Source organism: Tahibacter soli (genome assembly GCF_025717065.2).
Taxonomy (GTDB): Bacteria; Pseudomonadota; Gammaproteobacteria; order Xanthomonadales; family Rhodanobacteraceae; genus Tahibacter; species Tahibacter soli.
Genome location: NZ_JAOVZO020000023.1, coordinates 76,140 through 101,060, shown reverse-complemented (window position 1 = coordinate 101,060; position 24,921 = coordinate 76,140). Strand labels below are relative to the sequence as shown.

11 protein-coding genes are annotated in these 24,921 nt (G+C 71.2%); 8 read left to right on the top strand and 3 right to left on the bottom strand.

What is annotated here, in order from left to right:
- Positions 1-64 precede the first annotated feature (64 nt).
- Positions 65-625 carry a hypothetical protein gene (locus tag OD750_RS25960; protein WP_263543001.1) on the bottom strand — a complete coding sequence of 187 codons (561 nt, stop codon included), beginning with the start codon at positions 623-625 and terminating at the stop codon, positions 65-67.
- Between the two features lies 1 nt (position 626).
- A complete protein-coding gene (locus tag OD750_RS25955) occupies positions 627-1,124 on the bottom strand; it encodes an RNA polymerase sigma factor (protein ID WP_263543000.1) in 498 nt (165 codons plus the stop codon).
- Positions 1,125-1,720: 596 nt separating this feature from the next.
- Here OD750_RS25955 and OD750_RS25950 point away from each other — a divergent pair.
- From OD750_RS25950 to OD750_RS25930, 5 genes are all read left to right on the top strand, one after another.
- On the top strand, positions 1,721-3,688 hold the full coding sequence (locus OD750_RS25950; RefSeq protein WP_263542999.1) for an Ig-like domain-containing protein: 1,968 nt from the start codon (positions 1,721-1,723) through the stop codon (positions 3,686-3,688).
- A gap of 209 nt (positions 3,689-3,897) precedes the next feature.
- The gene (locus OD750_RS25945) at positions 3,898-6,288 is read left to right on the top strand and encodes a winged helix-turn-helix domain-containing protein (RefSeq protein ID WP_263542998.1); all 2,391 of its coding nucleotides are present in this window, start codon (positions 3,898-3,900) and stop codon (positions 6,286-6,288) included.
- A 382-nt stretch (positions 6,289-6,670) separates the two neighbouring features.
- Positions 6,671-11,698 carry a S8 family serine peptidase gene (locus OD750_RS25940; RefSeq protein ID WP_263542997.1) on the top strand — a complete coding sequence of 1,676 codons (5,028 nt, stop codon included), beginning with the start codon at positions 6,671-6,673 and terminating at the stop codon, positions 11,696-11,698.
- 219 nt (positions 11,699-11,917) lie between these two features.
- The gene (locus OD750_RS25935; protein WP_263542996.1) at positions 11,918-16,927 is read left to right on the top strand and encodes a S8 family serine peptidase; all 5,010 of its coding nucleotides are present in this window, start codon (positions 11,918-11,920) and stop codon (positions 16,925-16,927) included.
- Between the two features lie 243 nt (positions 16,928-17,170).
- Positions 17,171-17,359, top strand: a complete 189-nt coding sequence (locus OD750_RS25930) for a hypothetical protein (protein WP_263543048.1) — start codon at positions 17,171-17,173, stop codon at positions 17,357-17,359.
- A gap of 15 nt (positions 17,360-17,374) precedes the next feature.
- Here the strand turns inward: OD750_RS25930 and ftrA are convergent, their stop codons facing one another.
- On the bottom strand, positions 17,375-18,328 hold the full coding sequence (gene ftrA / locus OD750_RS25925; RefSeq protein ID WP_263542995.1) for a transcriptional regulator FtrA: 954 nt from the start codon (positions 18,326-18,328) through the stop codon (positions 17,375-17,377).
- 91 nt (positions 18,329-18,419) lie between these two features.
- Between ftrA and OD750_RS25920 the strand changes: the two genes are divergently transcribed.
- The 3 genes from OD750_RS25920 to OD750_RS25910 all read left to right on the top strand — a co-directional run bounded on the left by OD750_RS25920 (position 18,420) and on the right by OD750_RS25910 (position 24,900).
- Positions 18,420-18,818, top strand: coding sequence for a rhodanese-like domain-containing protein (locus OD750_RS25920; RefSeq protein WP_263542994.1), 399 nt, complete (start codon positions 18,420-18,422; stop codon positions 18,816-18,818).
- 303 nt (positions 18,819-19,121) lie between these two features.
- Positions 19,122-20,078: a transposase gene (locus OD750_RS25915; protein WP_263542993.1), complete on the top strand. Its 957-nt coding sequence runs from the start codon at positions 19,122-19,124 to the stop codon at positions 20,076-20,078.
- Positions 20,079-20,613: 535 nt separating this feature from the next.
- A complete protein-coding gene (locus tag OD750_RS25910) occupies positions 20,614-24,900 on the top strand; it encodes a DEAD/DEAH box helicase (protein ID WP_272842175.1) in 4,287 nt (1,428 codons plus the stop codon).
- The last annotated feature ends 21 nt before the right edge of the window (positions 24,901-24,921 follow it).

The following is a 24,921-nucleotide window of genomic DNA, read 5'->3' as shown; positions in this document are numbered from 1 at the left end:
GCTCCGTGAAGCGTCCGACGATCGGACGCGTGTGCCTGCATTAGTCGGCGCCCACCGCGAAACCTTACGCGTCGAGTTCGCGCGCGATCGCTTCGTACGCGGCGAGGCGCCGGCGCACGCGCCGGTGCGCGGCCATCAGCACGATGAGATAGACCGCGGCGACCGCGATCGTCAGGGCGATGCCGTCGCGGCCGTCCGACGGCATCGCCGCGAACGCGCCGCTGAACGTCGCGACGTTGAACGCGACCACGGCGGCGAGCACGACGTAGCTTGCGTGCACCGCGCGCAGCCCGCGCCGGCAGCGCCGCAGCGCGAGTGCGACGAACGCGCGGCCGCTCTCGTCGGTCGCGCGCCACAGGCCGCGCCGGTTCCATATCGCGAAGGCGAGCGTCGGTACGCCGATGCCCCAGAAGCCGGCGAACAGCAGCCGCGCGACGATCGTGTCCGAGTACAGCACGTAGGCCAGCGAGGCGGTGAGCAGCAGCGCCGACAGCGCGTATTCGGCGATCGCGAAGCGCCGGTAGCGGCGATCGTCGGCGATCGCGCGCGCCTCGACGCGCGGCGGCGGCGCGCCGTCCCGCCACTGGCGCTGCCAGGCCTCGAGTTCGTCGTCGCGTTCGTTCATGTCATTCCTCCAGCCATTGCCGCAGTTGCGTGCGCGCACGGTTCGCGCGCACGGCGACGTTGTTCTCGGTCAGTCCGAGCACGGCGGCGATCTGTCCGTGCGACAACCCTTCGAGCACGAGGCTCATGACCTGCCGCTGGGTCAGCGGCAGGCGCCGCAACGCGCGCGCGAGGCGTTCGCGCCGATGCTCGTCGGCGTGCAGCGATTCGGGCGTCGGCCCGGGGTCGGGCCGGTCTTCGATCGCCGCCAGATCGAGCGCGTCGGGCGGTCGCCGCGCCAGCCGGTCGATCGCGACGTTCGTCGCGACGCGATAGACGAACGTGCCGAGCGCGCTGTCGCCGCGATAGCGCGGCAGCGCCTTGAGCAGCGCGAGCGCGACATCCTGCAGCAGGTCCTCGCGGCCCGCCGCGGTCGCCTCGTACGTGCGCGCCACGCGCGCGAGCGACGCGCCGTACTGCGCGAGCACGGCTTCGAGGGTCGGCGCTGGCGTGTGCTGCATCGGGTTCCCGTCGGGCGGCGCAATCGCGCCTTTCGGAAGCTTAGTCGTCGGGCGAAAGGAAAACCTTACAGGGATTTCACCGGCTTTCTCCCCCATCGACGCGAACGCGCAAAAAAAATTTCACGCCGGCGTCAACGACGGGTGAAGACACGCACGCGCCGCAGGCGATCGCGCGACGCCCTTGCGACAACGTACGCGCGATGCGGCACATCTGGGCCTCGCATCGCGCCGCGCCAACGCCGGGCACGGTTTCGCGCACGTTCGCATGCACGTGTCGAAAGACGAGCGCGCGCATCGGCACTCACACGGCTTTCACGTCGCACGCAAAACCCGCGCGCGCGTTCACGAATCGCAGACACTTACCTATATCTTTTTACAGGTAGAGATTTTGTACAATGCCGCTCTACTCTCGGTCGCGCCTGCCGACTCGGCGCGCCGGAGAACGGACGCTCCCGACGTTCCGATGCGAAGCGGCCTTGGACGGAACACACCGATCATCCCGCGATCGACACCTTTAGGGAGCCATCATGAACCGCCTGCACGACCAACGTCCCGTCAAACGGACGAATCTTGAATATCTTTTGCGAACTTCTGCGATGGCCTGCGCGCTCGCGCTCTGCGGCGCGGCGTCGGCCGCGCCCGTCACGGTGCCGAACGCCGATTTCGCGACGGCGGCCAACAACGGCGCGATCGGCGGAGGGCTGATCGGCGGCTCGGGTTCCGGCCCGGTCGGGTCCGGCCCGTGGCAGGGTTCGTATACGGGCGTGCTGGCGCTGCTGGCGCCGCCGACCCTGACGATCGGCATGGGCAGCGGGTCGGTCAGCGGTCTCGCCGGCGTCAACGTGCTGGGCCTCCTCAACAACGGCGCGTACTACAGCCAGACGCTGTCGACGAACTTCCTGCCGAACAAACGCTATCTGATCAGCGCCGACGTCGATACCGGCGGCACGATCGGCCTGTCGCTGCTCGGTACCGGCAACGCGGGTCTCGCGCTGGCGAGCGGCGCGACGCGCGTGGCGTCCACCGTTACCGCGCCCGCGAGCCTCATCACGATCTCGCCGGTCAGCGGCACCGTGTTCCGCGTGACGCTGACCTACACGACCGGCCCGACCGCGAGCGGTCCGATCACGGTGCAGCTCCTGGCCGAGCCGACGAATCTCCTGACCGTCAATCTCGCCAATACGGTGCGCTTCGACAACGTCGCGCTGTCGGCGACCGCGCTCAATCCGGTGCCGGCGAGCATCACGCCGTTCAACAGCTCGCCGCAGGGCGTGCCGATCAACACGCAGTTCCCGGCGCCGCTGCAGGTGCAGGTGCTCGATCCCGACGGCGACCCGGTGCCCGGCGCCGTCGTGACGTTCACCGTCGTCAGCGGCACCGGCGCCGGCGCGACGCTGTCGAGCGTCACCGCGACGACCGATGCGAACGGCATCGCGCAGGTCACCGCGACATCGAACAGCACCGTCGGCTCGTACACCGTGCAGGCGACCGTTTCCGGCGTCGGCGGCGTCGCGAGCTTCCCGCTCAGCAATATCGCCGGCGTACCGGCGTCGCTCGATCCGGGCGGCGGCACGCCGCAGAGCGCAACGGTGGCGCAGCCGTTCTCGTCGCCGCTGTCGGTCATCGTCAGGGATGCCGGCGGCAATCCGGTGCCGGGCGTGACGGTCACGTTCACCGCGCCGTCGAGCGGCCCGAGCGCATCGCTGTCGCCGACCACGGTGACGACCGACGCGAACGGCGTGGCCACGACGAACGCGACGGCGAACACGATCGCCGGCACGTATCCGATCACCGCGAGCGTCAACGGCACCGCCGACACGGCGACCTACAACATGACCAACGCCGCGGGCCCCGCCGCGCAAGTGCTGCCGAGCTCGGGTTCGGGTCAGACGGCCAACGTCTACCAGCCGTTCTCCGGCCCGCTGCAGGTGACGGTCGCCGACGCCTACGGCAATCCGGTGTCCGGCGTGCCGGTGACGTTCGCGCCGCCGCCGGGCTCGGGCCCGAGCGCGACGATCTCGCCGACGACGGTGACGACCGATGCGAACGGCGTGGCCACGACGAACGCGACGGCGAACGGCTATCCGGGCAACTACGCGATCACCGCGACGGCAACGGGCGTCGGCACGCCGACGAGCTTCGCCCTGACCAACTCGGCCGATTCGACGGTGTCGCTCAACCCGGCCAGCGCGAGCGGCGCGTCGAACCAGAGCGCGTATCTCACCCAGCCGTTCCTGTGCGTGCTGCGCGTTCGGGCAACCGAGGCCGGCGGTGCGCCGAGGCAAGGCGTCGCCATCTCGTTCGCCTCGCCGTCCACCGGTGCCTCCGCGGTGCTGGTCGGTCCGACGGGCAGCGGCGGTCCGACGAGCTTCATCGAGTTCACGGATGCGAACGGCTATGTCGAGGTCGCCGCCACGGCGAACGAAAACGCGGGCGACTACGCCGCGACGGCGACGATGGTCGGCAGCGGCAATCCGCCGATCGCGTTCAACCTGCGCAATATCGATCCGATCGAGACGATCTTCCGCGACGGTTTCGGCGACGTGCCGGTCTGCGTGCCGTAACGACGTTCGGCAGTTCAGGGTAAGAGGCGGCGCATCTTCGGGTGCGCCGCTTTTTTTGCGCGACCGGTACGCGAGCCGCACGATCCGGTTGAACGCGCCGGTTTATTTCCAGGTGCGACGATGCGCGCCCGTGCGGAGTCCTGGTCACGCCGCCTTCCCGCGCGTATGGTCGGCGATCGTCCGCACGGCGCGACCGACATCCTATTTGCATGAGTCCAGACAAACTGCGTTTCGGCGACTTCCTGCTCGACCCCGCGCGGCGCGAAATCTCGCGCGCCGGCGAGGCGCTGCGCCTGCCGCCGAAGGCGTTCGACTGCCTCGCCTATCTCGTCGAGCACCGCGCGCGCGCCGTCGGCCGCGACGAGCTGATCGCCGCGGTGTGGGGCCGCACCGAGATCGACGACAACCTGCTCGACCAGGCGATCACGCGCGTGCGGCGCGTGCTGGGCGACAACGACGAAACGCGGCGCATGCTGCGCACCGTGCCGCGCTTCGGCTACGCCTGGGCGGCGCCGACGCAGGTGGTCGACGCACCGCCCGACGATGCCGCGCCGGCAACCGCTCCGGTGCCGGCTGCCCTCGATCCGGAACCCGCATCGCCCGCCGCACCGCCGCGCCGTGCCGCGCGCCTGCCGTGGCGCGTCGCTGTACTCGTCGCCGCAGCGGCGCTCGCCGCGCTCGCGTGGCGCTTCTGGCCCGCGCCGAAACCGGCGGCCGGCGTCGCCGCGACGAGCGGCATCGGCCTCGTGCTGCCGCTGTCGATCGCCGCCGACGAAAGCTACGCGTGGGCGCGCCTGGGCGTCATGGATCTCGTCGCCGAACGCCTGCGCGCCGCGGGCCAGGCGATCGTGCCGAGCGACAACGTCGTGGCGCTCGCGCGCGAGCTCGACGGCCGCGCGCCCGACGCCGCGCAGTTGCGCGCGCTCGCCGACGCCGCCGGCGCGGGGCTCGTGATCGCCGCCAAAGGCGAGCTGACGGCCGGCTACTGGCGCGTGTCGCTGCACGGCGTGCACGGCCGCGATCCCGCGCCGCACGCCGAAGCCGAATCGCAGGACCTGATGGACGCCGCGCGCGCCGCGGCCGACCGGTTCGCGGTGCAGCTCGGCCGCACGCCGCCGCCGCGCAACGATCAGCTGGCGCCGCGCGAGCGCGCGCTCGCCGGCGTGCTCGCGCAGTCGGAGGCGGCGTTGCTCGCCGACCAGCTCGCGGCTTCGCGCGCGCTGCTCGAAAGCCTCGATCCCGACCAGCGCGCGCTGCCCGAGGTGCGCTATCGCCTCGCACGGCTCGACTTTCGCGCGGGCAAGCTCGACGCGTCCGAAACGGCGTATCAGGCGCTGCTCGCCGAGACGAGCACCGAAGAGCCGCAGTTTCGCGCGCGCCTCTACAACGCGCTCGGCAACATCGCGCTGCGACGCGACGACTACGTGCTGTCGGCCAGCCGTTCGGACGCCGCGATCGCCGCGCTCGGCGACGGCGCGCCGAGCCTCGAACTCGGCCGCGCGTACACCGGCCGCGCGATCGCGCGCAGCGCGGCGTCGCAGTTCGACGCGGCGCTGCCGGACTTCGCCCGTGCGCGCGCCGTGCTCGAAAGCGTCGGCGACCGCCTGGGCCTCGCGCGCGTCGACGCGAACCTCGGCATCCTCGACGCGCGCCGCGACCGCTACGCCGAGGCGCTGCCGGTGCTCGACCGCGCCGCCGAGGGTCTGGCGAGCTTCCACGATCTGACCAGCGAAGTGTTCGTGCGCGTCGCCGCGGCGGGCAGCCGCCTGCTGCTGCTGCAGCCGGCCGCCGCGCTCGCCGACGAGCGGCGCCTCGCCGAACTCGTCGAGCGCGAACCGAATCCGCAATGGAAGCGCTACGCCAATCTCGCGCGCAGCGAAGTGCTCGCGGCGAACGGCCGTCTCGCCGACGCGCGGCGCGTACTCGACGAGGCCGTGGCCGACGCGCGCGCGGGCAAGGACGAATCGCTGCTCGCATCGATGCGCGTCGTCGCGGCGCGGCGCGCGCTCGCGGCCGGCCGCTACGACGAGGCGGCGCGCGAAGCGGCGGCGGTGGTCGCCTCGCCGTGGAACGCCGAAAGCCCGCGCGAGTACGCGAGCCTGTGGCTGACGCTCGTACGCGCGCAGGCCGGCACGGGCGACGCGAAGGCCGCCGCCGCCACCGCGAAGGCGGCCGACGCGTGGGCGCGCGGCAACGATTCGCCCGCGGCGCGCCTGTACGCGGGCCTCGTCGCGGCCGAGAGTTCAGCCGCCGCACAGGAAAACCACAGCGCGCGTGCAGCGTTCGAAGATGCGCTGGCCCAGGCCGAGGCCGCGCGCGTGCCCGACGACGTGCTGACCGTCTCGGTCGCGTATACGAACTGGCTGATCGCGCAGGGCGATCTCGCGCGCGCGACGACGGTCGCCGCGCGCACGGCCGGCTGGGCCGAAACGAGCTACGACGCGGCGCTGCTGCAGGTACGCCTGTACGCCGCGCTCGATCAGCGCACGCCGTGGCAGAACGCGCTCGCACGCGCCGGCCGCCTCGCCGGCGAACGCGAACTGCCGCCGGCGCTCGTGCCGACCGACGCGGCGCCGGAGGCGACGGCCGCGAGGCCGTGAACCTGCCGGTCGGGCAACGACCGTAAGCACGAGGCGATCGTTCGCGCAGCCCCCTCTTCCCATCCTTCTCCCCCAACACGGTTGGAGGAGAAGGAGCAGAGGATTCAAACGCCGCGCCGCCTGAGCCCTCTCCCTCAAGCTCGCTTGGGGGAGAGGGTCGGGCGAGGGGGCGACGCCGAAATCCTCGTTGCCGCGACAGCAACAACGGCAACGCCCGGGGCGCCCTCGCAAGTCTTTCACCACCGCATCAGGCGACGCACAGCACGCGATCAGCCCCATCGAATGCACCGCTCGCATTCCGCTTCCAGCATCGGATCGCCAGTCCTCCCGCGGCGCCGTCGCCGCGTGCGGGCGGCCACCACGCACCGCAAAGGAAACGATCATGGTTGTCGCAACTCCACCGCCGCCTCGGCGGCACGCCCGGTTTCCCACCCTGTTGCTGCTGACGGCCGCCGTCGTCGCGAGCGCCGGCATCGCCGGCGCCGCGCCGCCGACGCCCGACTCGCTGCGCATTCCCGGCGCGCCGGTCGGCACCGGCACGTCGCGGCCCGCATCGCCGCGCGCCGCGGCGCTCACCGAATCGACGCTGCTGCAGCGCCTGGAAACCGGCGCCAGGCGCGATTTCTTCGTCGAGTTCGACGAACGCGCCGACCTCAAGCCCGCCTACGCGATGAACTGGCGCGACCGCGGCCGCTACGTCTTCAGAACGCTGCGCGACACGGCCGAGCGCAGCCAGCAAAAACTGCGCGCCGATCTCGCCGCGCGCGGCGCGAGTTTCAAGCCGCACTGGATCGTCAACGGCATCGTCGTGCGCGACGGCGATCTGGCGACGCTCGAACGCGCCGCGGCGACGGCCGGCGTCAAGCGCATCGCGACGCTGCCGGGCATCCGCCCGATCGAACCCGTGCGCCGCGACGCCGCGGCGAACAAGCGCGCCGGCGGCATCGCCGAGAACATCGCGCGCATCGGCGCCGACCGCGTCTGGGCGCAGGGCACGTCGGGCAGCGGCGTGACGGTCGGCATCGTCGACACCGGCGTCGCCGCCGATCATCCGGCGCTGCGCCGCCAGTACCGCGGCGCCCGCGCCGGCGCGCTCGACAACGACTACAACTGGCTCGACCCCGAAGTGCATTCGAGCAATCCGCGCGCGACCGACGAACACGGCAGCCACGTCGCCGGTACCGTGCTCGGCGACGACGCGAACGCCGATCCCGCGCTGCGCGAACGCATCGGCGTCGCGCCCGGCGCGCAATGGGTCGGCTGCCTCGCGCTCGGTACCGAGAGCGGCGCGCCGCACATCATGCTCGACTGCCTCGAATTCATGCTCGCGCCGACGCGCACCGACGGCACGCTGCCCGATCCGGACAAGCGTCCCGACATCGTCAACAACTCGTGGATGTCGTTCGGCAGCTGCAACGGCCAGGCCGAGTCGGCCTATGCCGACGCCGTCGACGCCTGGGTCGCCGCCGGCGTGCTGCCGGTGTTCGCGGCCGGCAACACGTCGAACTGCGAACTGCCCTCGCCGCCGGGCCTCTCGACCGTCGCGGCGCCCGCGTCGCTCGCCGCGTCCTTCGCGGTCGGCTCGACCGGCAACCACGACGGCCTGTACGCGTCGCATTCGCTGTGGGGTCCGACCGTCGCGGTCAGCCCGGGCGGCCCGGCGCTGCCCGATCCGCGCGGCTATCCGCAGCTGAAGCCCCAGGTGGTCGCGCCGGGCGTGTCGATCCGCTCGTCGATGGCGAGCGGCGGCTACGCGACGATGACCGGTACTTCAATGTCCGCGCCGCACGTCGCCGGCGCGTTCGCGCTGATGATCGAGGCCGGCGAATGCCTGCGCGGCGACTACGCGCGACTCGGCACGATCCTCATGCAGACCGCAAAACCGGTGCCGTACGACAGCGGCGGCACGCCCCCGCCCGGTCCCGGCAACGTGCCGAACTACGCCACCGGCTGGGGCGAGATCGACGCGTTCGCCGCGGTGCAGGCCGCGGCCGACGCGTGCGGCCCGCAGGGTTTTCTGCGCGGCAAGGTCGCGGGCGCGAACGGCCAGGCCGTCGCGAATGCAAAAGTTGAAATATTGAAAAATGACGGAACGCCGGTGCACACGGTGACGACCGACGTCGACGGCACGTACGTGCGCCGCGTGCCCGAAGCGCTCTCGGGCGGCTATACCGTGCGCGTGTCGGCCTACGGCTTTCTCGGCGATTCGGAAAGCGGCCTGATGGTCAAGGACGGCGGCACGACGCGGCACGACGTGACGCTCGCCGTGGCGCCGCTGCACAAGATCACCGGCCGCGTGACCGACGGCGCGACCGGCTGGCCGCTGCACGTGCGCGTGACGATCGCGGGCTACCCCGGCGACGCGGTGTGGACCGATCCCGCGACCGGCATGTACGCCGTGCGCCTGCCCGAAGGCACGGCGTACCGCTTCGATCTGACGAGCGCGATCGGCGGCTACGGCCCCGCGTCGCGCGAGGTGCCCGACGCCGCGGTCGCGACGCAGGACTTCACGCTCGACGCCGACCGCACGACGTGCACGGCGCCGGGCTATCGCTACCTGCAGCACTTCGTCGACGAAGGCTTCGAAACGTCGAACGGCCAGCCGCCGCAAGGCTGGACCGCGGCGAGCAACGGCATCGGCTGGCGCTTCGGCACGACGCAGGACATCAGCGGCTCGATCTTCCGCATTCCCGCGCACGGGCGCTTCGCCGCGACGAACGAGGAACACGGCGACAACATGGGCTGGACGAACGACGGCAGCGCCGAGTACCTGACGCTGCCGCCGCTGCCGCTCGCCGGCGCGATCGAACCGACGCTGCGTTTCGCGTATGCGTTTCCGGCGGGATTTCTGTCGACGGCGTCGGTGCAGGGCAGCACCGACGGCGGCGCGACGTGGCAGCCGCTCGGCGCGCTCGCGACGCACGAATTCTGGCCGGCGTGGACCGACGCGACGATCAGCCTCGCGCCGCTCGCCGGCGCCGCGAACGCGCGCGTGCGATTTCACGTCGACGACGGCACCGACGCGGAAAATCCCGAAATCCTCGGCGCCGCGTTCGCGCTCGACGACGTCGCGGTGAACGGCAACTGCGTCGCCCCGACGCAGGGCGGCCTCGTCTACGGCCGCGTGCGCGATGCGAACACCGGCGCGGCGCTCGACGGCGCCGTCGTATCGATCGGCGGTGCGACGACGACGAGCGCGACGAATCCCGACCCGGCGGTCGGCGCCGGCCATTACGTGCTGTATGCCGCGTCGGGCGCGACGACCGTGACCGCGACGCGCGGCAGCCTGCCCGCCGGCTACGGCGACGGCACGGCGAGCGCGAGCGTCGTCGCCCACGAGGTCGTGGCCGCCGACGTCACGCTGCCGGCCGGCCGCCTGCGGCTGTACCCCGGCGGCGGTCCGTCGGCGAACCTCACGCTCGGCACGACCGCGAACGTCGCGTTCACGGCGAGCAACAGCGGTACGCTGCCGCTCGCCTACGCGTTCGAACGCGTCGCGACCGAACAGCATTTCGAAGGCGCGTTTCCGCCGGCCGGCTGGAACGTCACGCACGACGGCGCCTCGTCGTGCACGTGGCGCGCGCTCGACACGAACCGCTTCTCGAACTACGCGGGCGGCGACGGCAAGGCCGCGATCGTCTACGGCTACGACTGTCCCGGCACGCCCGACCCGACCGACACGAGCCTCGTCTCGCCGGCGTTCGACCTGTCGGCGAGCCAGAGCGCGTCGATCGGCTTCTTCCTGTCGTTCGCGATCGGCGGCGAAGACACGCCGCAGCTCGACGCCGACGTGTCGCGCGACGGCGGCGCGACGTGGACGACCGTCTGGTCGCAGACGAGCAACGCGAGCGCGCAGGGTCCCGGCACGCTGATCGAAATCGACCTCACGCCGCACGTCGGTTCGGCGAACACGCGCATGCGCCTGCGCTACCGGTCGATTCCGCCGAACAGCTGGGTCATCGTCGACCAGCTGCACCTGTTCGACGGCGTGTCGATGCACGAGTGGATCGACCTTGCGCCCGCGCGCGGCACGCTCGCGCCGGGCGCGACGCAGACGCTGACCGCGACGCTCGACGCGACGCGCATCGGTCAGCCCGGCACCTACCAGGTGCCGATCCGCGTCGCCGAAAACACGCCGTACGAATGGCCGTTCGACGGCACGCTCAACGCGACGCTCGTCGTCACCGCGCCGGCGAGCTACGGCTCGGTCGGCGGCGTCGTGCGCGGCCTGGGCGCGTGCGACGCCTCGCCCGCGACCCTGCCCGGCGCGACGGTGCGCGTGCGCAACGCGCGCGGCGACACGTTCGAAACGACGAGCGACGCCGACGGCCGCTGGCAGTACTGGGCGTCGCCGGCCGACGGCCCGTTCACGGTGACCGCGAGCGCGGCCGACCACGCCGACGCTGGCGCGCGCACGGTGACGCTGACCGCCGGCACCGCGACCGCCGCCGATTTCGATCTGCGCGCGCGGCTCGCGTGCCTCGCGGCCGATCCGGGCACGCTCGCGGCGAACGTCGCGCCCGGCGGTTCGGCGGCGGTGCCGTTCTCGCTGGTCAATCGCGGCGCCGCCACGACGCTGTGGAGCGCGCGCACCGGCGGCGATCCGGCCGAACGCGTGCCGGTGCCCGTCGCGCAGACGACGCGGCTCGACGTATCGCCGAACATGTGGACCGGCTGCTCGGCCGGCCCCGACGTGACGCTCGAGAACCACTACATGCGCCGCTACGTGCTGCGCGACATCGCGCCCGGCGCGTTGACCGTCGACGTCACCGGCATCGAGTTCGCGATCGACACGGCGCTCGCGCCCGCGGGACAGCAGACGGTGCACGCGCGGCTGTACGCGCTGCGCGGCGACGGCGCGATGCGTTTCGCGAATCTCGAACTGCTGCGCGAAAAGACCCTGACGATCGCCGACACGACCAACGGCCGCGTGCGTGCGACGTTCGACGCGCCGCTGACGCTCGCACGCGACGAAACCGTCGTCGTGTCGGTGCACGCGCCGGACGGCTCGGCCGACGGCAATCTGTTCGCGCTCGGCTTCAATACGTTCGGCGAAACCGCGCCGGGCTATCTCGCGTCGCCGCAGTGCGAGACGAACGAGCCGACGCCGCTCGCGGAGATCGACCCGCGCCTCGGCGGCGTCGCGATGCTCGTCGAACTGACGATGCTCGATTCGGCGCCGTGCCACGCGCGCGCGACGCCGGTGCCGTGGGCCGCGTTCACGCCGGCCGGCGGCACGCTCGCCGCCGACGCCTCGGCACCAGCGACCGCGCAGTTGTCGGGCGCGGGCCTCGCGAACGGCGCGCACGGCGGCACGCTGTGCCTGACGTCGAACGGCGAGGCGCCGGTCGCGGTGCCGGTGCGCCTGAACGTCGGCAACGACGCGATCTTCAGGAACGGGTTCGAGTGAACTCGGGAGCCCGCCGCCGTCCGGCGGCGGGCCCTCTTTCCTGGCGCGGCGCTGAACGCGGCCTGTAGTTCCGCCGAAAACGCCGGGACAGTTCAATGACAGGCGCCGGTCAGCGGCTACGAATGCGCGATGCCCTGCCCGGCACCTAGCCTCGGCGTGCCGACTCGCAGGGAAGCATCACGAGGCCGGCAGCTTCCCTATCGCAAGCGAGGAATCGTCATGGGTGTCACACGCCAACGGCCGGCCGCACGGCCGAGCCGCCGTTTTCCGACCGTCGCCGCGCTCGTCGCGGCGGCGGTCTTCGCCGCCGGCGCTTCCGCCGCGCCGGCGCCGCAGGCCCGGGTGCTCGCGCCCGGGTCGTCCGCACACCCGGTACCGGCGCAGAACGCCGCGCGCGCCGCGGCGATCACCGACGCGTCGCTGCTCGCCACGCTCGGCCGCGGCGAACGCCGCGACTACTACATCGCGCTCGACTCGCAGGCCGATCTGTCGGCGGCCTACGCGATGAACTGGATCGAGCGCGGCCGCTACGTCCACCGCGCGCTGACCGACCACGCCGACCGCACGCAGGCCGCGCTGCGCCGCGCGCTGACCGCGCAGGGCGTCGCGTTCAAGCCGTACTGGATCGCCAACGGCATCGTCGTGAAGAACGGCGATCTTGCGAGCCTCATGCGCGCCGCCGGCTTCGGCGAAGTGCGGCACATCGGCGTGCTGCCGCGCGCGCTGCCCGTGGAACCCGCGCAGCGCGCGCCCGCGGGTCCGACGCCGGCTGCCGGCGTCACGGACAATCTGCGCCAGATCGGCGTCGACCAGGTGTGGGCGCAGGGCACGACCGGCAGCGGCGTGACGGTCGGCATCATCGACACCGGCGTGCTGCCCGATCACGAGGCGCTGCGCCAGCAGTACCGCGGCTGGCGCGGCGGCGCGCGCGACAACGACTACAACTGGCTCGCGCCGGAAGGCCACGCGCCCGACCCGTACATCACCGGCGAACACGGCAGCCACGTCGCGGGCATCGTGCTCGGCGACAACCGCAACGCCGATCCGGCGAAGCGCGAACGCGTCGGCGTCGCGCCCGGCGCGAAGTGGATCGCCTGCGCCGCGCTCGGCACCGAACTCGGCGCCCCCGAGTACATGATCGAGTGCATGCAGTTCATGCTCGCGCCGACGCGCACCGACGGCAGCGAGCCCGATCCCGACCGCCGCCCCGAAATCGTCAACAACTCGTGGATGACCGGCGACACCTGCAACGGCGAGGCCGATCCGACGCACCAGGGCGCGGTCGAAGCCTGGGCCGCGGCCGGCGTCGTGCCGGTGTTCGCGACCGGCAACACGTCGAACTGCGGACTGCCGCCGACGCCGGGCCTTTCAACCGTCGCCGCGCCCGGCTCGCTCGCCGCGTCGTTCACGGTCGGCTCGACCGGCAACCACGACGGCCGGTACGCGCCGCATTCGCTGTGGGGCCCGACGAGCGCCATCAGCGCGGGCCTGCCGGCCCTGCCCGATCCGCGCGGCTGGCCGCAGTTGAAGCCGCAGGTCGTCGCGCCGGGCGTCGCGATCCGCTCCGTCGGTGTCGGCATCGATCCGTACATCACGATGACCGGCACGTCGATGTCGGCGCCGCACGTCGCCGGCGCGTTCGCGCTGATGATCGAAGCCGGACAATGCCTGCGCGGCGACTACGCGCGGCTCGGCACCCTCCTCATGCAGACCGCGCGCGGCGTGCCGTACGACAGCGGCGGCACGCCCACGCCCGGTCCCGGCAACGTGCCGAACTACGCGACCGGCTGGGGCGAGATCGACACCGTCGCCGCGGTGAACGCCGCCGCCGACGCGTGCGGACCGCAAGGCTTCGTGCGCGGCCGCGTGCTCGCGCAGGACGGCCGTCCGGTCGCCGGCGCCATCGTTGACATTTCCACGTCGGTGGGCGAAGTCGCACAGGTGACGAGCGACGTCGACGGCAGCTACGTGCGCCGCCTGCCGCAGCTCACCAGCGGCGGCTACACCGTGCGCGTGTCGGCGTACGGCTACCTGCCGTCGTCCGAGAGCGGCCTGCTCGTCGTCGACGATCAGACCACGCGCCACGACGTGACCCTCGCCGCCGCGGCGATGCACAAGATCAACGGCCGCGTGACCGATGCCGCGACCGGCTGGCCGCTGCACGCGCGCATCGCGATCGCGGGCTATCCGGGCGATGCGATCTGGACCGATCCGCAGAACGGCTTCTACGCGATCCGCCTGCCCGAGGGCACCGCGTTCCGGTTCGACCTCACGACCGACATTCCCGGCTATCGCGCGCTCTCGCGCGACGTGCCGGACGCGTCGGCGATCGAACAGAACTTCGCACTCGCCGCCGACCCGATCGCCTGCTCGGCGCCGGGCTACCGCTACGCGAACCAGCCGCTGTCGCAGGCGTTCGAAACCAACGGCAGCGCGGCGCCGGCCGGCTGGACCGCGACGAGCAACGGCTTCGGCTGGATCTTCGGCACGAGCGCCGACACGAGCAGCCTGAACTATGCGATCCCCGAACACGGCCGCTTCGCCGCGAGCAACGAGGAACGCGCGCCGAACGGCGGCGAGGAGAACGACGGCAGCCGCGACTACCTCACGTTGCCGCCGTTGAATCTCGCAGGCCTCGTTCAACCGGTGCTGCGCTACGACTACGTCTATCCCGGCGGCGGCATGGGCGGCGCGCGCGTCGAAGGCAGCACCGACGGCGGCGCGACCTGGACGCCGCTCGCGCCGGTCGCCGGCACCGACTACGCGGTGGTCTGGACGTCCGCGATCGTCGACCTGACGCCGATCGCGCAGAACGGCGCGCGCGTGCGCTTCCACATCGACGACGGCTCGGCGCTGTTCCCGACGACCGGCCCCGCGTTCGCCGTCGACAACGTCGCCGTGCGCGCCGGCTGCGTCGCGCCGACGCAGGGCGGCCTCGTCGTCGGCCGCGTGCGCGACGCGAACAGCGGCATCGCGCTCGACGGCGCGCAGGTCAGCGTCAACGGCGGCGCGGCGGTCGCGACCGCGACGAGCCGCGACGCGAACGTCGGCGCCGGGTTCTACGTCGCCTACGCGGCGCCGGGCGCCGCGACGATCGCCGCCACGCGCGGCACGCAGCCGGCCGGCTATGCCGACGGCACGGCGACCGCCTCGGTCGCGAACGCCGAAGTCACCGTGACCGACGTCGCGCTGCCGGCCGGCCGCCTGCGGCTGTATCCGTCGGGCGGGCCGACCGCGAATCTCGTCATGGGCCAGAACGCGACGGTGCCATTCGTCGTCAGCAACAGCGGCACCGCGCCGCTGACGTTCGCGTTCGAAGGCACGACGCTCGAAGAACATTTCGAAAGCGCGTTCCCGCCCGACGGCTGGACGCAGGTCAACGCGAGCGGCAGCCCGTGCGAATGGGGCGCGCTGCCGCCGCAGATCGGCAACTACGCCGGCGGCGACGGCGACGCCGCGGCGATCTATCCGTTCCAGTGCTTCGAATCCGACCTGCCGATCGATTCGAGCATCGTGTCGCCCGCGATCGACCTGTCGACGAGCCACAGCGCCTCGATGGGCTTCTTCGTTTCGCTGCTCGACGGCGCCGGCGCGTTTCCGCGTCTGGACGCCGACGTCTCGACCGACGGCGGCGCGACGTGGACGACCGCGTGGTCGCTCACGCACGACGAGAGCGGCGTCGGTCCCGGCACGCTCGTCGAGATCGACCTGTCGCCCTACGTGGGCTCGGCGAACACGCGCGTGCGGCTGCGCTACCGTCAGACGCCGCCGTGGGGCTGGATCGTCGTCGACCAGATCCACGTGTTCAACGGCCTCTCGATGTCGCCCGTCGTCGACCTCGCGCCCGAGCACGGCACGCTCGCGGCCGGCGCGTCGACGGAACTTTCCGCCACGTTCGACGGCACGCGCTACGCGCAGCCCGGCACCTACGTCGAATCGATCCGCGTGGCCGAGAACACACCGTACGAATGGCCGTTCGACGGCACGGTCAACGCGACCGTGCACGTGACCGCGCCGGCGAACTACGGCTGGTTCGCGGGCACGGTGCGCGGCCTCGGCGCCTGCGACGCCGACCCGACGGCGCTGCCGGGCGCGATCGTGCGCATCCGCGACGGCAGCGGCGCCGCGTTCGAGACGACGACCGACGCCGACGGCGCGTACCGCTACTGGCTGCCGGCCGCGAGCGGGCCGTTCACCGTCGAGGCGAGCGCGCCGGATCACGTCGCGTCGACGCCGGCCGCGGCGAACCTCGCCGCCGGCGTGGAGACACGCGCCGACGTCGACCTGCGCGCGCAGCTGCCGTGCCTCCTCGCCGACCCCGCGACGCTCGCGGCGACCGTCGCGCCGGGCCAGACGCTGAACCTGCCGTTCTCGCTGATGAACGGCGGCGCCGCCGCGACGCTGTGGAGCGCGCGCGCCGGCGGCGATCCCGCGGCGCAATTCCCGATGCCGCTGTCGCAGTCGAACGCGCCGGACCCCGAGCAGGACATGTACACCGCGTGCGTCTACAACGACGGCATCACGACCGACAACACGTTCCTGCGCGTGTTCGACCTCGCCGAACGCGACGACCCGGCGCAGATCGCGACGATCACCGGCCTCGAGTTCGCGATCGGCAGCGCCACGTCCGGATCGGGAACGCAGACGGTCTACGCCCGTGTGTACAAGTTGCGCGGCAACGATTTCGTCGCGGCGAACCTCGAGCTGTTGCGCGAGAAGGCGGTGACGGTCGCCGACGGTCAACTCGCGCGCGTGCAGGCGACGTTCGACGAGCCGCTGATCGTCGCGCGCGAGACGACGCTCGTCGCGGCCGTCTATTCCCCCGACGGCATCCGCGACGGCAACAGCTTCTTCCCGGGCTTCAACACGCTCGGACAGTCGGCCGACGGCTATCTCATGGCGGCGACCTGCGGCAGCGACGAACCGACGCCGTTCAGCGCGATCTTCCCGGGCTTGCGCGGGTTCGCCCTGCTGCTCGAACTCGACGTCGTCGGCAGCGACCCGTGCCATCCGCGCGCGACGGCGGCGTCGTGGCTGTCGATGTCGCCGGCATCCGGGTCGCTCGCGGGCGACGCGGCGGCGCCGGTCGCGGCGTCGCTCACGGCATCGGGCGGCACTGCGCAGCGCGGCTCGCTGTGCGTCGCGGCCGACGGCGGCAAGCCGACCGTCGTGCCCGTCTCAGTCAACGACGGCGCGGCCGACGCGATCTTCCGCGACGGGTTCGAGTGAGACGATGCTGTGACCGCGTCGCAACCCTGCGATTGATACTTCACTAAACGTTGACTTTGCACCACGCCCTCTCCCGCAACGGGAGAGGGCCTGCGAGCCGTGCCGTCGGGCGGCGGGCTCTGCCGCCGCGATCCCTTCCGCGGCGGGTTGATGTACCATCGGCCGCGAGATCCCAGCCAGGCAGGTGTTGAACCGGGCGCCACGCCGCGCCCGCTCCGTTCAAATCGCTTCCAGGAGATTGCGATGACCACGAAGCTCGATCGTCCGGTACGCCGCGAAATCACCATCGGCGACGTCGCCTACACGCTCACCATCGACGCCACGGGTTTCAAGATCGTGCAGAAGGGACACCGCAAGGGCGTCGAAAAAACCTGGGCCGAACAGCTCGGCGGCGATCACCCGGGCAGCGAAGGCGCCCCGAAGCCCGGTTAATTCCGCGGCGATTCTTCAACGCGCGGCGAAGCGCCGGCGGTACGCGGCGGGACTCGTCGCGGCCACGCGGCGAAAGTGCCGGCGCAGCGATTCCTCCGAACCGAAGCCGGCGAGCTCGGCCACGCGGCCGATCGATGTCGCGGGCGTTTCGAGCAGATCCTTGGCGAGCGCGACGCGTTCGCGGATCAGCCATTCGTACGGCGCAAGACCCGTGGTTTCGCGAAATCGCCGCTGCAGCGTGCGCACGCTCATCGCGGCGTCCGCCGCCATCGACGCGAGCGTGTGTTCGCGCGCGGGCGCCGCGCGCAGGCGATCGATCAGCTTCGCCACGCGCCCGGCCTCGTCCGGCGCGACCGGCCGCGGCACGAACTGGGCCTGCCCGCCTTCGCGATGCGGCGCCAGCACGAGCCGCTGCGCGACCCGGTTCGCGATGCGCGCGCCGTAGTCGGTGCGCACGAGATGCAGCAGCATGTCCAGACCCGCGGCCGAACCGGCCGACGTCACGACGTTGCCGTCCTCCACGTAGAGTTCGTCGGGCCGCACCGCGATCGCCGGATGGCGGCGTGCGAGCGCGTCGGCGTAGCGCCAGTGCGTGGTCGCCGCGCGGCCGTCGAGCACGCCGGCCGCCGCGAGAACGAACACGCCCGAGCAGATCGAAGCGAGCCGCGCACCGCGCGCGTGTGCGGCGCGCAGCTTGCGCAGCAGCGGCTCCGGCGGCGGCGCGTCGACGCCGCGCCAGCCCGGCACGACGATCGTATCGGCGCGATCGAGCATCGCGAGCGTGTACGGCGCGGTCACGACGACGCCGCCGGCGGCGGCGAGCGGCCCCGGTTCGACCGCGCACACAGCGAAGCGGTACCACGGCACGTCGAGTTCGGGCCGATCGAGCGAAAACAGTTCCACCGTGCAGCCGAATTCGAACGTGCACAGACGATCGTAGGCGAGCGCGCAGACGAGATGGGCAGGCATGGCGCGATATTACCGAAACCTGACGATCACGCCACTACCTTCGCGATCGCGAGCGATCGACAATGACGGCACCTTCACTGCAGGAGTCGCCATGAAATCCGCCGTCACCGCCGTCGCCGCCGCCGAATCGTTCCGCGCGCTGGCGCACTACGAAGCGCTGCTCGCGTTCGAAACCGATTGCGCCGACGTGCACCAGGCGTTCGCGTCGGGCAATGTCGATTTCGTGCTGCTCGACGTGCGCAGCCCTGCGCTGTATGCGCAGGGACATGTGCCGGGTGCGAAGCTTCTGCCGCACGGCAAGATCATCGAATCGAAACTCGCGGCCTACCCGCTGGAGACGGTATTCGTCACCTACTGCGCCGGGCCGCACTGCAACGGCGCGCTGCGCGGGGCGATCCGCCTCTCGCGGCTGGGCCGGCCGGTCAAGATCATGACGGGCGGCGTGACCGGATGGCTCGACGAGGGGTTTGCGCTGGCGAGCGGGGCGTAGCGGCGCGGCGCGACAGGGGCATTTCCTCGTTTTCGGACACCCAAACTCTCCGGTCCACGCTTCCGCTTCCGGACACCCCGCACACTTCTGGACACCCAAACTCCGCGGCACGCTTCTGGACACCCAAACTCCGCGGTCTGCGGAAACATGGGTTCGGGCCGTGCCGGGCGCCCACATCTCTTCTTCTTTTCTGCGGACATCCAAACTCCGCTCAACCTCTGAAAATTCCGATGAAAATTTAAGTATTCGCCTGATCCACAACAGTCCGATCGCCACCAAGCTATACGTATGACGATCGCTCGCATGCACATCGTTTCCGCCGATACCGCCGGCACTTATCACGTCGTATCACGGTGCGTTCGACGCGCGTGGCTCTGCGGCCGGGACCCGTTGACCGGCAACGATTTCTCCCATCGCAAGCATTGGATAGAGACACGCATCTTTGCGCTTGCCGCTCTGTACGCGGTCGCGGTATACGCGTACGCCGTCATGAACAACCACGTCCATCTCGTTGTGCAGGTCGACCCCGACGCGCCACGTCACTGGGCGCCGGAAACCGTATTGCACCGCTGGTTCGCCGTGTCGCCGAGGAGAGGCGAGACGGAAGAAGTCGTCCGGCAGCGCGTCGCGGTTTGCGCAAGCAACGACGCGCTCGTCGCCGAATACCGATCTCGCCTGGGCAGCCTCAGCTGGTTCATGCGGTCGTTGAACGAATCCATCGCGCGCGCGGCAAACGCCGAAGACGGATGCAAAGGGCGATTCTGGGAGGGGCGTTTCTACTGCCAAGCGTTGCTCGACGAATCGGCGATATTGAGCGCGATGACCTACGTCGACTTGAATCCGGTCAGAGCCCGCCTCGTCGTGGCCCCGGAGTCGTCGGACCATGTCTCGTTCCGTCGTCGCATCGACCGGATCAGCACCGAAAAGGCGATCGATCACGCGTTGTTGCCGATCGCAGGCGACGGCCCTTCGCGCAACGTCAGCGAATGGGAATACTTGAAGCTGGTCGACGAAACGGGCCGTTTGATTCGCGCCGACAAGCCCGGATCCATTGATCGCTCATTGCCCGCCCTGGCGCGGCGACTGGGCCTCTCTGAAAACGCGTGGCTGCGCCAAGTGCAAGGCACACAGTCGCGATATCGTCGAGTGATTGGGCAACTCGAATCGTTTATCGACAAGGCGACGGAGCTGCGACAACGCTGGCTGCAGGGAGTCGTCTTTGCAAGGCAAGTCCGAGCTGCGTCGGATCCCGCAATCTGACGCGCTCTGGATACGTCCGCAACCGCCCAAGCAGGGCCATCTGCTGTCTCATTCCGACCGACCACTGCCTCTTGATGCCACGCCAGCCGGCATCGACCTCGGTCGTGCTGCGCGCCGCAGTCGGCTCGGCACGCTCCGGGCCTTGTCGAGATCTTCGCGTATCCATGACCGGATAGCTTGGGTGTCCACGATCAGAAAGTTTGGCTGTCCATATCCACGCGCGACCAGAAAGTTCGGGTGTCCACTATCAGGATCAAGTCCACCGGGAAGTTCGGGTGTCCACGATCAGGGCGATCGCTTCTTGGGCTCCGGAGAGGCGGGGCAGCTTCAGGGAGTCCACTATCAGGGCGTCCGCTATCAGAGGGGTCCCTGACCGGAAAGCTGGGGTGTCCACGATCAGGAAGGACCGCCCACGATCGCACTCCGCCCGGCACCCAAACACCCAGGACCGAACCTGACCGCAAAGACGTGACGCGACCGCCGCCCGGTCGTACGATGCCTTGCCTTCGCCGCGTTTCGGGCCCACATCCTCGCCGTGTCCCTGCAAGCCTTCCATCCCGCCGTCGCCGCCTGGTTTTCCGCGACGTTTCCGGCACCGACGCCGCCGCAGCTGCAAGCGTGGCAGGCGATCCAGTCCGGCCGCGACGCGCTGATCGCCGCCCCTACCGGTTCGGGCAAGACGCTCGCCGCGTTTCTTGCCGCCATCGACGAACTCGTGCGGCGCGGCGTCGAACTGCCGTTGCCGGACGAAACCGCCGTCGTCTACGTCTCGCCGCTCAAGGCACTGTCGAACGATATTCGTATCAATCTGGAAAATCCGCTCGCCGGCATTCGCGCGCAGCTCGAACGTCTCGGCCTGCCCGACGTCGACATCACCACCGCCGTGCGCACCGGCGATACACCGACCGCCGAGCGCGACCGCATGCGCCGGCGACCGCCGCATATCGTCGTCACGACGCCCGAGTCGCTCTACATCCTGCTCGGCTCCGAATCGGGCCGGCGCATGCTTTCGACCACGCGCAGCGTGATCGTCGACGAAATCCACGCGCTCGCGCCGAACAAGCGCGGCAGCCATCTCGCGCTGTCGCTGCAGCGGCTCGACGCGCTGTGTTCGAGGCCGCCGATCCGCATCGGTCTGTCGGCGACGCAGAAGCCCATCGAGGACGTCGCCGCGTTTCTCGTCGGCGCCCACGATCGCACCGCCCCGCGCGACTGCGCGATCGTCGACGTCGGCTACACGCGCGAGCGCGATCTCGCGCTCGAACTGCCGCAAGCGCCGCTCGAAGCGGTGATGTCCGGCGACGCGTGGGAACAGGTCTACGTGCGTCTCACCGAACTCGTCGAAACGCATCGCACGACGCTCGTCTTCGTCAATACCCGCCGCATGGCCGAACGCGCGGCGCGGCATCTCGGGCAGCGTCTCGGCATCGAAGCCGTCGCCGCGCATCACGGCAGCCTGTCGCGCGAAATCCGCCTCGACGCCGAGCGGCGCCTCAAGAACGGCGAGCTGCGCGTACTCGTCGCGACCGCCTCGCTCGAACTCGGCATCGACATCGGCGACGTCGACCTCGTCTGCCAGCTCGGCTCGCCGCGCGCGATCGCCGCGTTCCTGCAGCGCGTCGGCCGCTCCGGCCACGCCGTCGGCGCGACGCCGAAGGGCCGGCTGTTTCCGCAGTCGCGCGACGATCTCGTCGAATGCGCCGCATTGCTCGACGCGGTGCGCCGCGGCGAACTCGACCGCCTCGCCGTGCCGCCCGCCCCGCTCGACGTGCTGGCGCAGCAGATCACGGCCGAGGTCGCGAGCCGCGAATGGAACGAAGATGAACTATTCACATTGTTCACACGCGCACAACCGTACTCGACGCTCGCGCGCGACGAATTCAACGCGGTCGTACGCATGCTCGCCGACGGTTTCACGACGCGGCGCGGCCCGCGCTCGGCCTACCTGCACCGCGACGCCGTCAACGGCGTGCTGCGCGGCCGGCGCGGCGCGCGGCTGACCGCCGTCACGTCGGGCGGCGCGATCCCCGACACCGCCGACTACGACGTGATGCTCGAGCCCGAAGCCGTGCGCATCGGCAGCGTGCACGAAGACTTCGCGGTCGAAAGCCTGCAGGGCGACGTGTTCCAGCTCGGCAATCACGCGTATCGCATCCTGCGCGTCGAACGCGGCCGCCTGCGCGTGGAAGACGCGAAAGGCCAGCCGCCGAACATCCCGTTCTGGCTCGGCGAAGCGCCGGGGCGCAGCGACGAGCTCTCCGTCGCGGTGTCGCGTCTGCGCGCCGACGTCGGGGCGGCGATCCGCGGCGGCGGAGCGCTGCCGTGGCTCGAGCGCGAAGTCGGCCTCGATGCTTCCGGCGCGCGCCAGATCGCCGACTATCTCGGCGCCGCGCAGGCCGCGCTCGGCACCTTGCCGACGCGGCACGAGCTCGTGATGGAACGCTTCTTCGACGAATCGGGCGGCACGCAGCTCGTCATCCATTCGCCGTTCGGCAGCCGCGTGAACCGCGCCTGGGGCCTCGCGCTGCGCAAGCGCTTCTGCCGCAAGTTCAATTTCGAACTGCAGGCCGCGGCGACCGAGGACGCGATCGTGCTGTCGCTGTCGACGAGCCACAGTTTTCCGCTCGACGACGTCGCGCGCTATCTGCATTCGACCAGCGTGCGCGACGTGCTGATCCAGGCGCTGCTCGACGCGCCGCTGTTCGGCGTGCGCTGGCGCTGGAACGCGACGACCGCGCTCGCGCTGCCGCGCACCGTCGGCGGCGTGCGCGTGGCGCCGCAGCTGCAGCGCATGAAGTCGGAAGACCTGCTCGCGAGCGTATTCCCGGATCAGGTGGCCTGCGCCGAAAACCTCGCCGGCGAACGCGAGATTCCCGACCATCCGCTCGTCGCGCAGACGATTCGCGACTGCCTGCACGAGGCGATGGACATCGACGGCCTGGTCGCATTGCTGCAGGCGCTCGAAAGCGGCGACGCGCGCATCGTCGCGAAGGATCTCACCGGCCCTTCCCCGCTCGCGGCCGAAGTGCTGAGCGCGCGGCCGTACGCGTTTCTCGACGACGCGCCGCTCGAAGAACGACGCACACAGGCCGTCATGGCGCGCCGCTACGGCGGCGAGGCCGCCGCGGTCGACGATCTCGGCCGGCTCGATCCCGACGCGATCGCCGCGGTGCGCCTCGAGGCATGGCCCGAGGCGCGCGACGCCGACGAGCTGCACGACGCGCTGATGGGCCTGACGTTTCTTTCCGCCGCCGAAGTCGACGCCGAGCCCGGTTGGAACGATCATCTCGAGCGCCTCGTCGTCGCGCGCCGCGCCGTGCGCATGCCGACGCCGGGCGGCGACGTGTGGACCGCGGCCGAACGCCTGCCGCTGCTGCGCGCGTTGCTGCAAACTGAACAAGTACCGCAAGGGATTTCAATACCGGCCGACTACGACGTCGTCTGGAGCGCCGAAGACGCCGCGGTCGAGATCGTGCGCGGCCGGCTGACCGGCCTCGGCCCCGCGCGCGCGACCGATCTCGCCGCGCCGCTCGGCGCCGATGTCGGCGCGATCGGTCTCGCCCTGCTGCGCCTGGAAGGCGAAGGCTACGTCATGCGCGGCCGTTTCAGCGTGGCCGACGGCGAGGAGGAGTGGTGCGAACGGCACCTGCTCGCGCGCATCCACCGCTACACCGTACATCGCCTGCGTCGCGAGATAGAGCCCGTGCAGCCGCACGACTTCGTGCGCTTCCTCGCCGACTGGCAGCGCGTATCGGCCGCGACGCGGTTGTCCGGCCCCGAGTCGCTGGCGCAGGTGCTCGAACAGCTCGAAGGCTTCGAAGCGCCGGCGAGCGCCTGGGAGTCGGAAATCCTGCCGGCGCGCATCGCCGACTACCGCAGCGACTGGCTCGACGACGCGTGCCGCGCCGGCCGCGTCGTGTGGACGCGTCTGCGCGGCAACGGCGGCGCGGGTCCCGTACGCTCGACGCCCATCGTGCTGCTGCAACGTAAAAATCTGTCTTTGTGGACGCCGCTCGCGGCCGGACGCGAAGCGCCCGCGCTGTCGTCGCGCGCGCAAGCCGTCGCCGACGAACTCGCCGCGCACGGCGCGACGTTCTTCGACGAGCTGGTATCGTCGGCGCGGCTGCTGCCCGCCGAACTCGAAGACGCGCTCGGCGAACTGGTCGCCGCGGGTCTCGCCAACGCCGACAGCTTCGCCGGCCTGCGCGCGCTGCTCGTGCCGTCGTCCAAGCGCGTCACGGCATTCCGCGGTCGCCGCCGGCCGGTGCAGGGCGTCGCCGACGCGGGCCGCTGGGCGCTCGTGCGGCGCGGCGCGGCCGATGCGAAGCCCGCGCCCGAGTCGATCGAACACGTCGCGCGCACCCTGCTCGCGCGCTACGGCGTCGTGTGCTGGCGGCTGATCGAACGCGAAGCGGCGTGGCTGCCGCCGTGGCGCGACATCGTGCGCGTGCTGCACCGGCTCGAAGCGCGCGGCGAAATTCGCGGCGGACGCTTCGTCGCGGGACTCACCGGCGAGCAGTTCGCGCTGCCCGAAGCGGTAGGCCTGCTGCGCAAGATCGCCAAGGGCCCGGACACCGGCGACGTCGTGACGGTGTCGGGCGCCGATCCGCTGAACCTCGTCGGCGGCGTCGTCGCGGGCGCGAAGGTACCCGCCGTGACCGGCACGCGCCTCGCCTACCGCGACGGCGTACCGGTGGCGACGCTGGTCGCCGGCAAGGTGGAAATGCTCGGCGACACGCCCGACACCTGGCCGCTGCGCCAGCAGCTGCTGCGCGATCCGCGCACGGGAACGATTCCCGGCGCGCTCGGAGGCGTCGGTTGATCGCAAGCGCCGGGGAAACGC

Coding starts and splice junctions, on each gene's coding strand:
- OD750_RS25940 (WP_263542997.1), top strand. CDS start 6,671: ATGGTTGTCGCAACTCCACCGCCGCCTCGGCGGCACGCCCGGTTTCCC.
- OD750_RS25915 (WP_263542993.1), top strand. CDS start 19,122: ATGCACATCGTTTCCGCCGATACCGCCGGCACTTATCACGTCGTATCA.
- OD750_RS25955 (WP_263543000.1), bottom strand. CDS start 1,124: ATGCAGCACACGCCAGCGCCGACCCTCGAAGCCGTGCTCGCGCAGTAC.
- OD750_RS25930 (WP_263543048.1), top strand. CDS start 17,171: ATGACCACGAAGCTCGATCGTCCGGTACGCCGCGAAATCACCATCGGC.
- OD750_RS25960 (WP_263543001.1), bottom strand. CDS start 625: ATGAACGAACGCGACGACGAACTCGAGGCCTGGCAGCGCCAGTGGCGG.
- ftrA (WP_263542995.1), bottom strand. CDS start 18,328: ATGCCTGCCCATCTCGTCTGCGCGCTCGCCTACGATCGTCTGTGCACG.
- OD750_RS25920 (WP_263542994.1), top strand. CDS start 18,420: ATGAAATCCGCCGTCACCGCCGTCGCCGCCGCCGAATCGTTCCGCGCG.
- OD750_RS25950 (WP_263542999.1), top strand. CDS start 1,721: ATGGCCTGCGCGCTCGCGCTCTGCGGCGCGGCGTCGGCCGCGCCCGTC.
- OD750_RS25945 (WP_263542998.1), top strand. CDS start 3,898: ATGAGTCCAGACAAACTGCGTTTCGGCGACTTCCTGCTCGACCCCGCG.
- OD750_RS25935 (WP_263542996.1), top strand. CDS start 11,918: ATGGGTGTCACACGCCAACGGCCGGCCGCACGGCCGAGCCGCCGTTTT.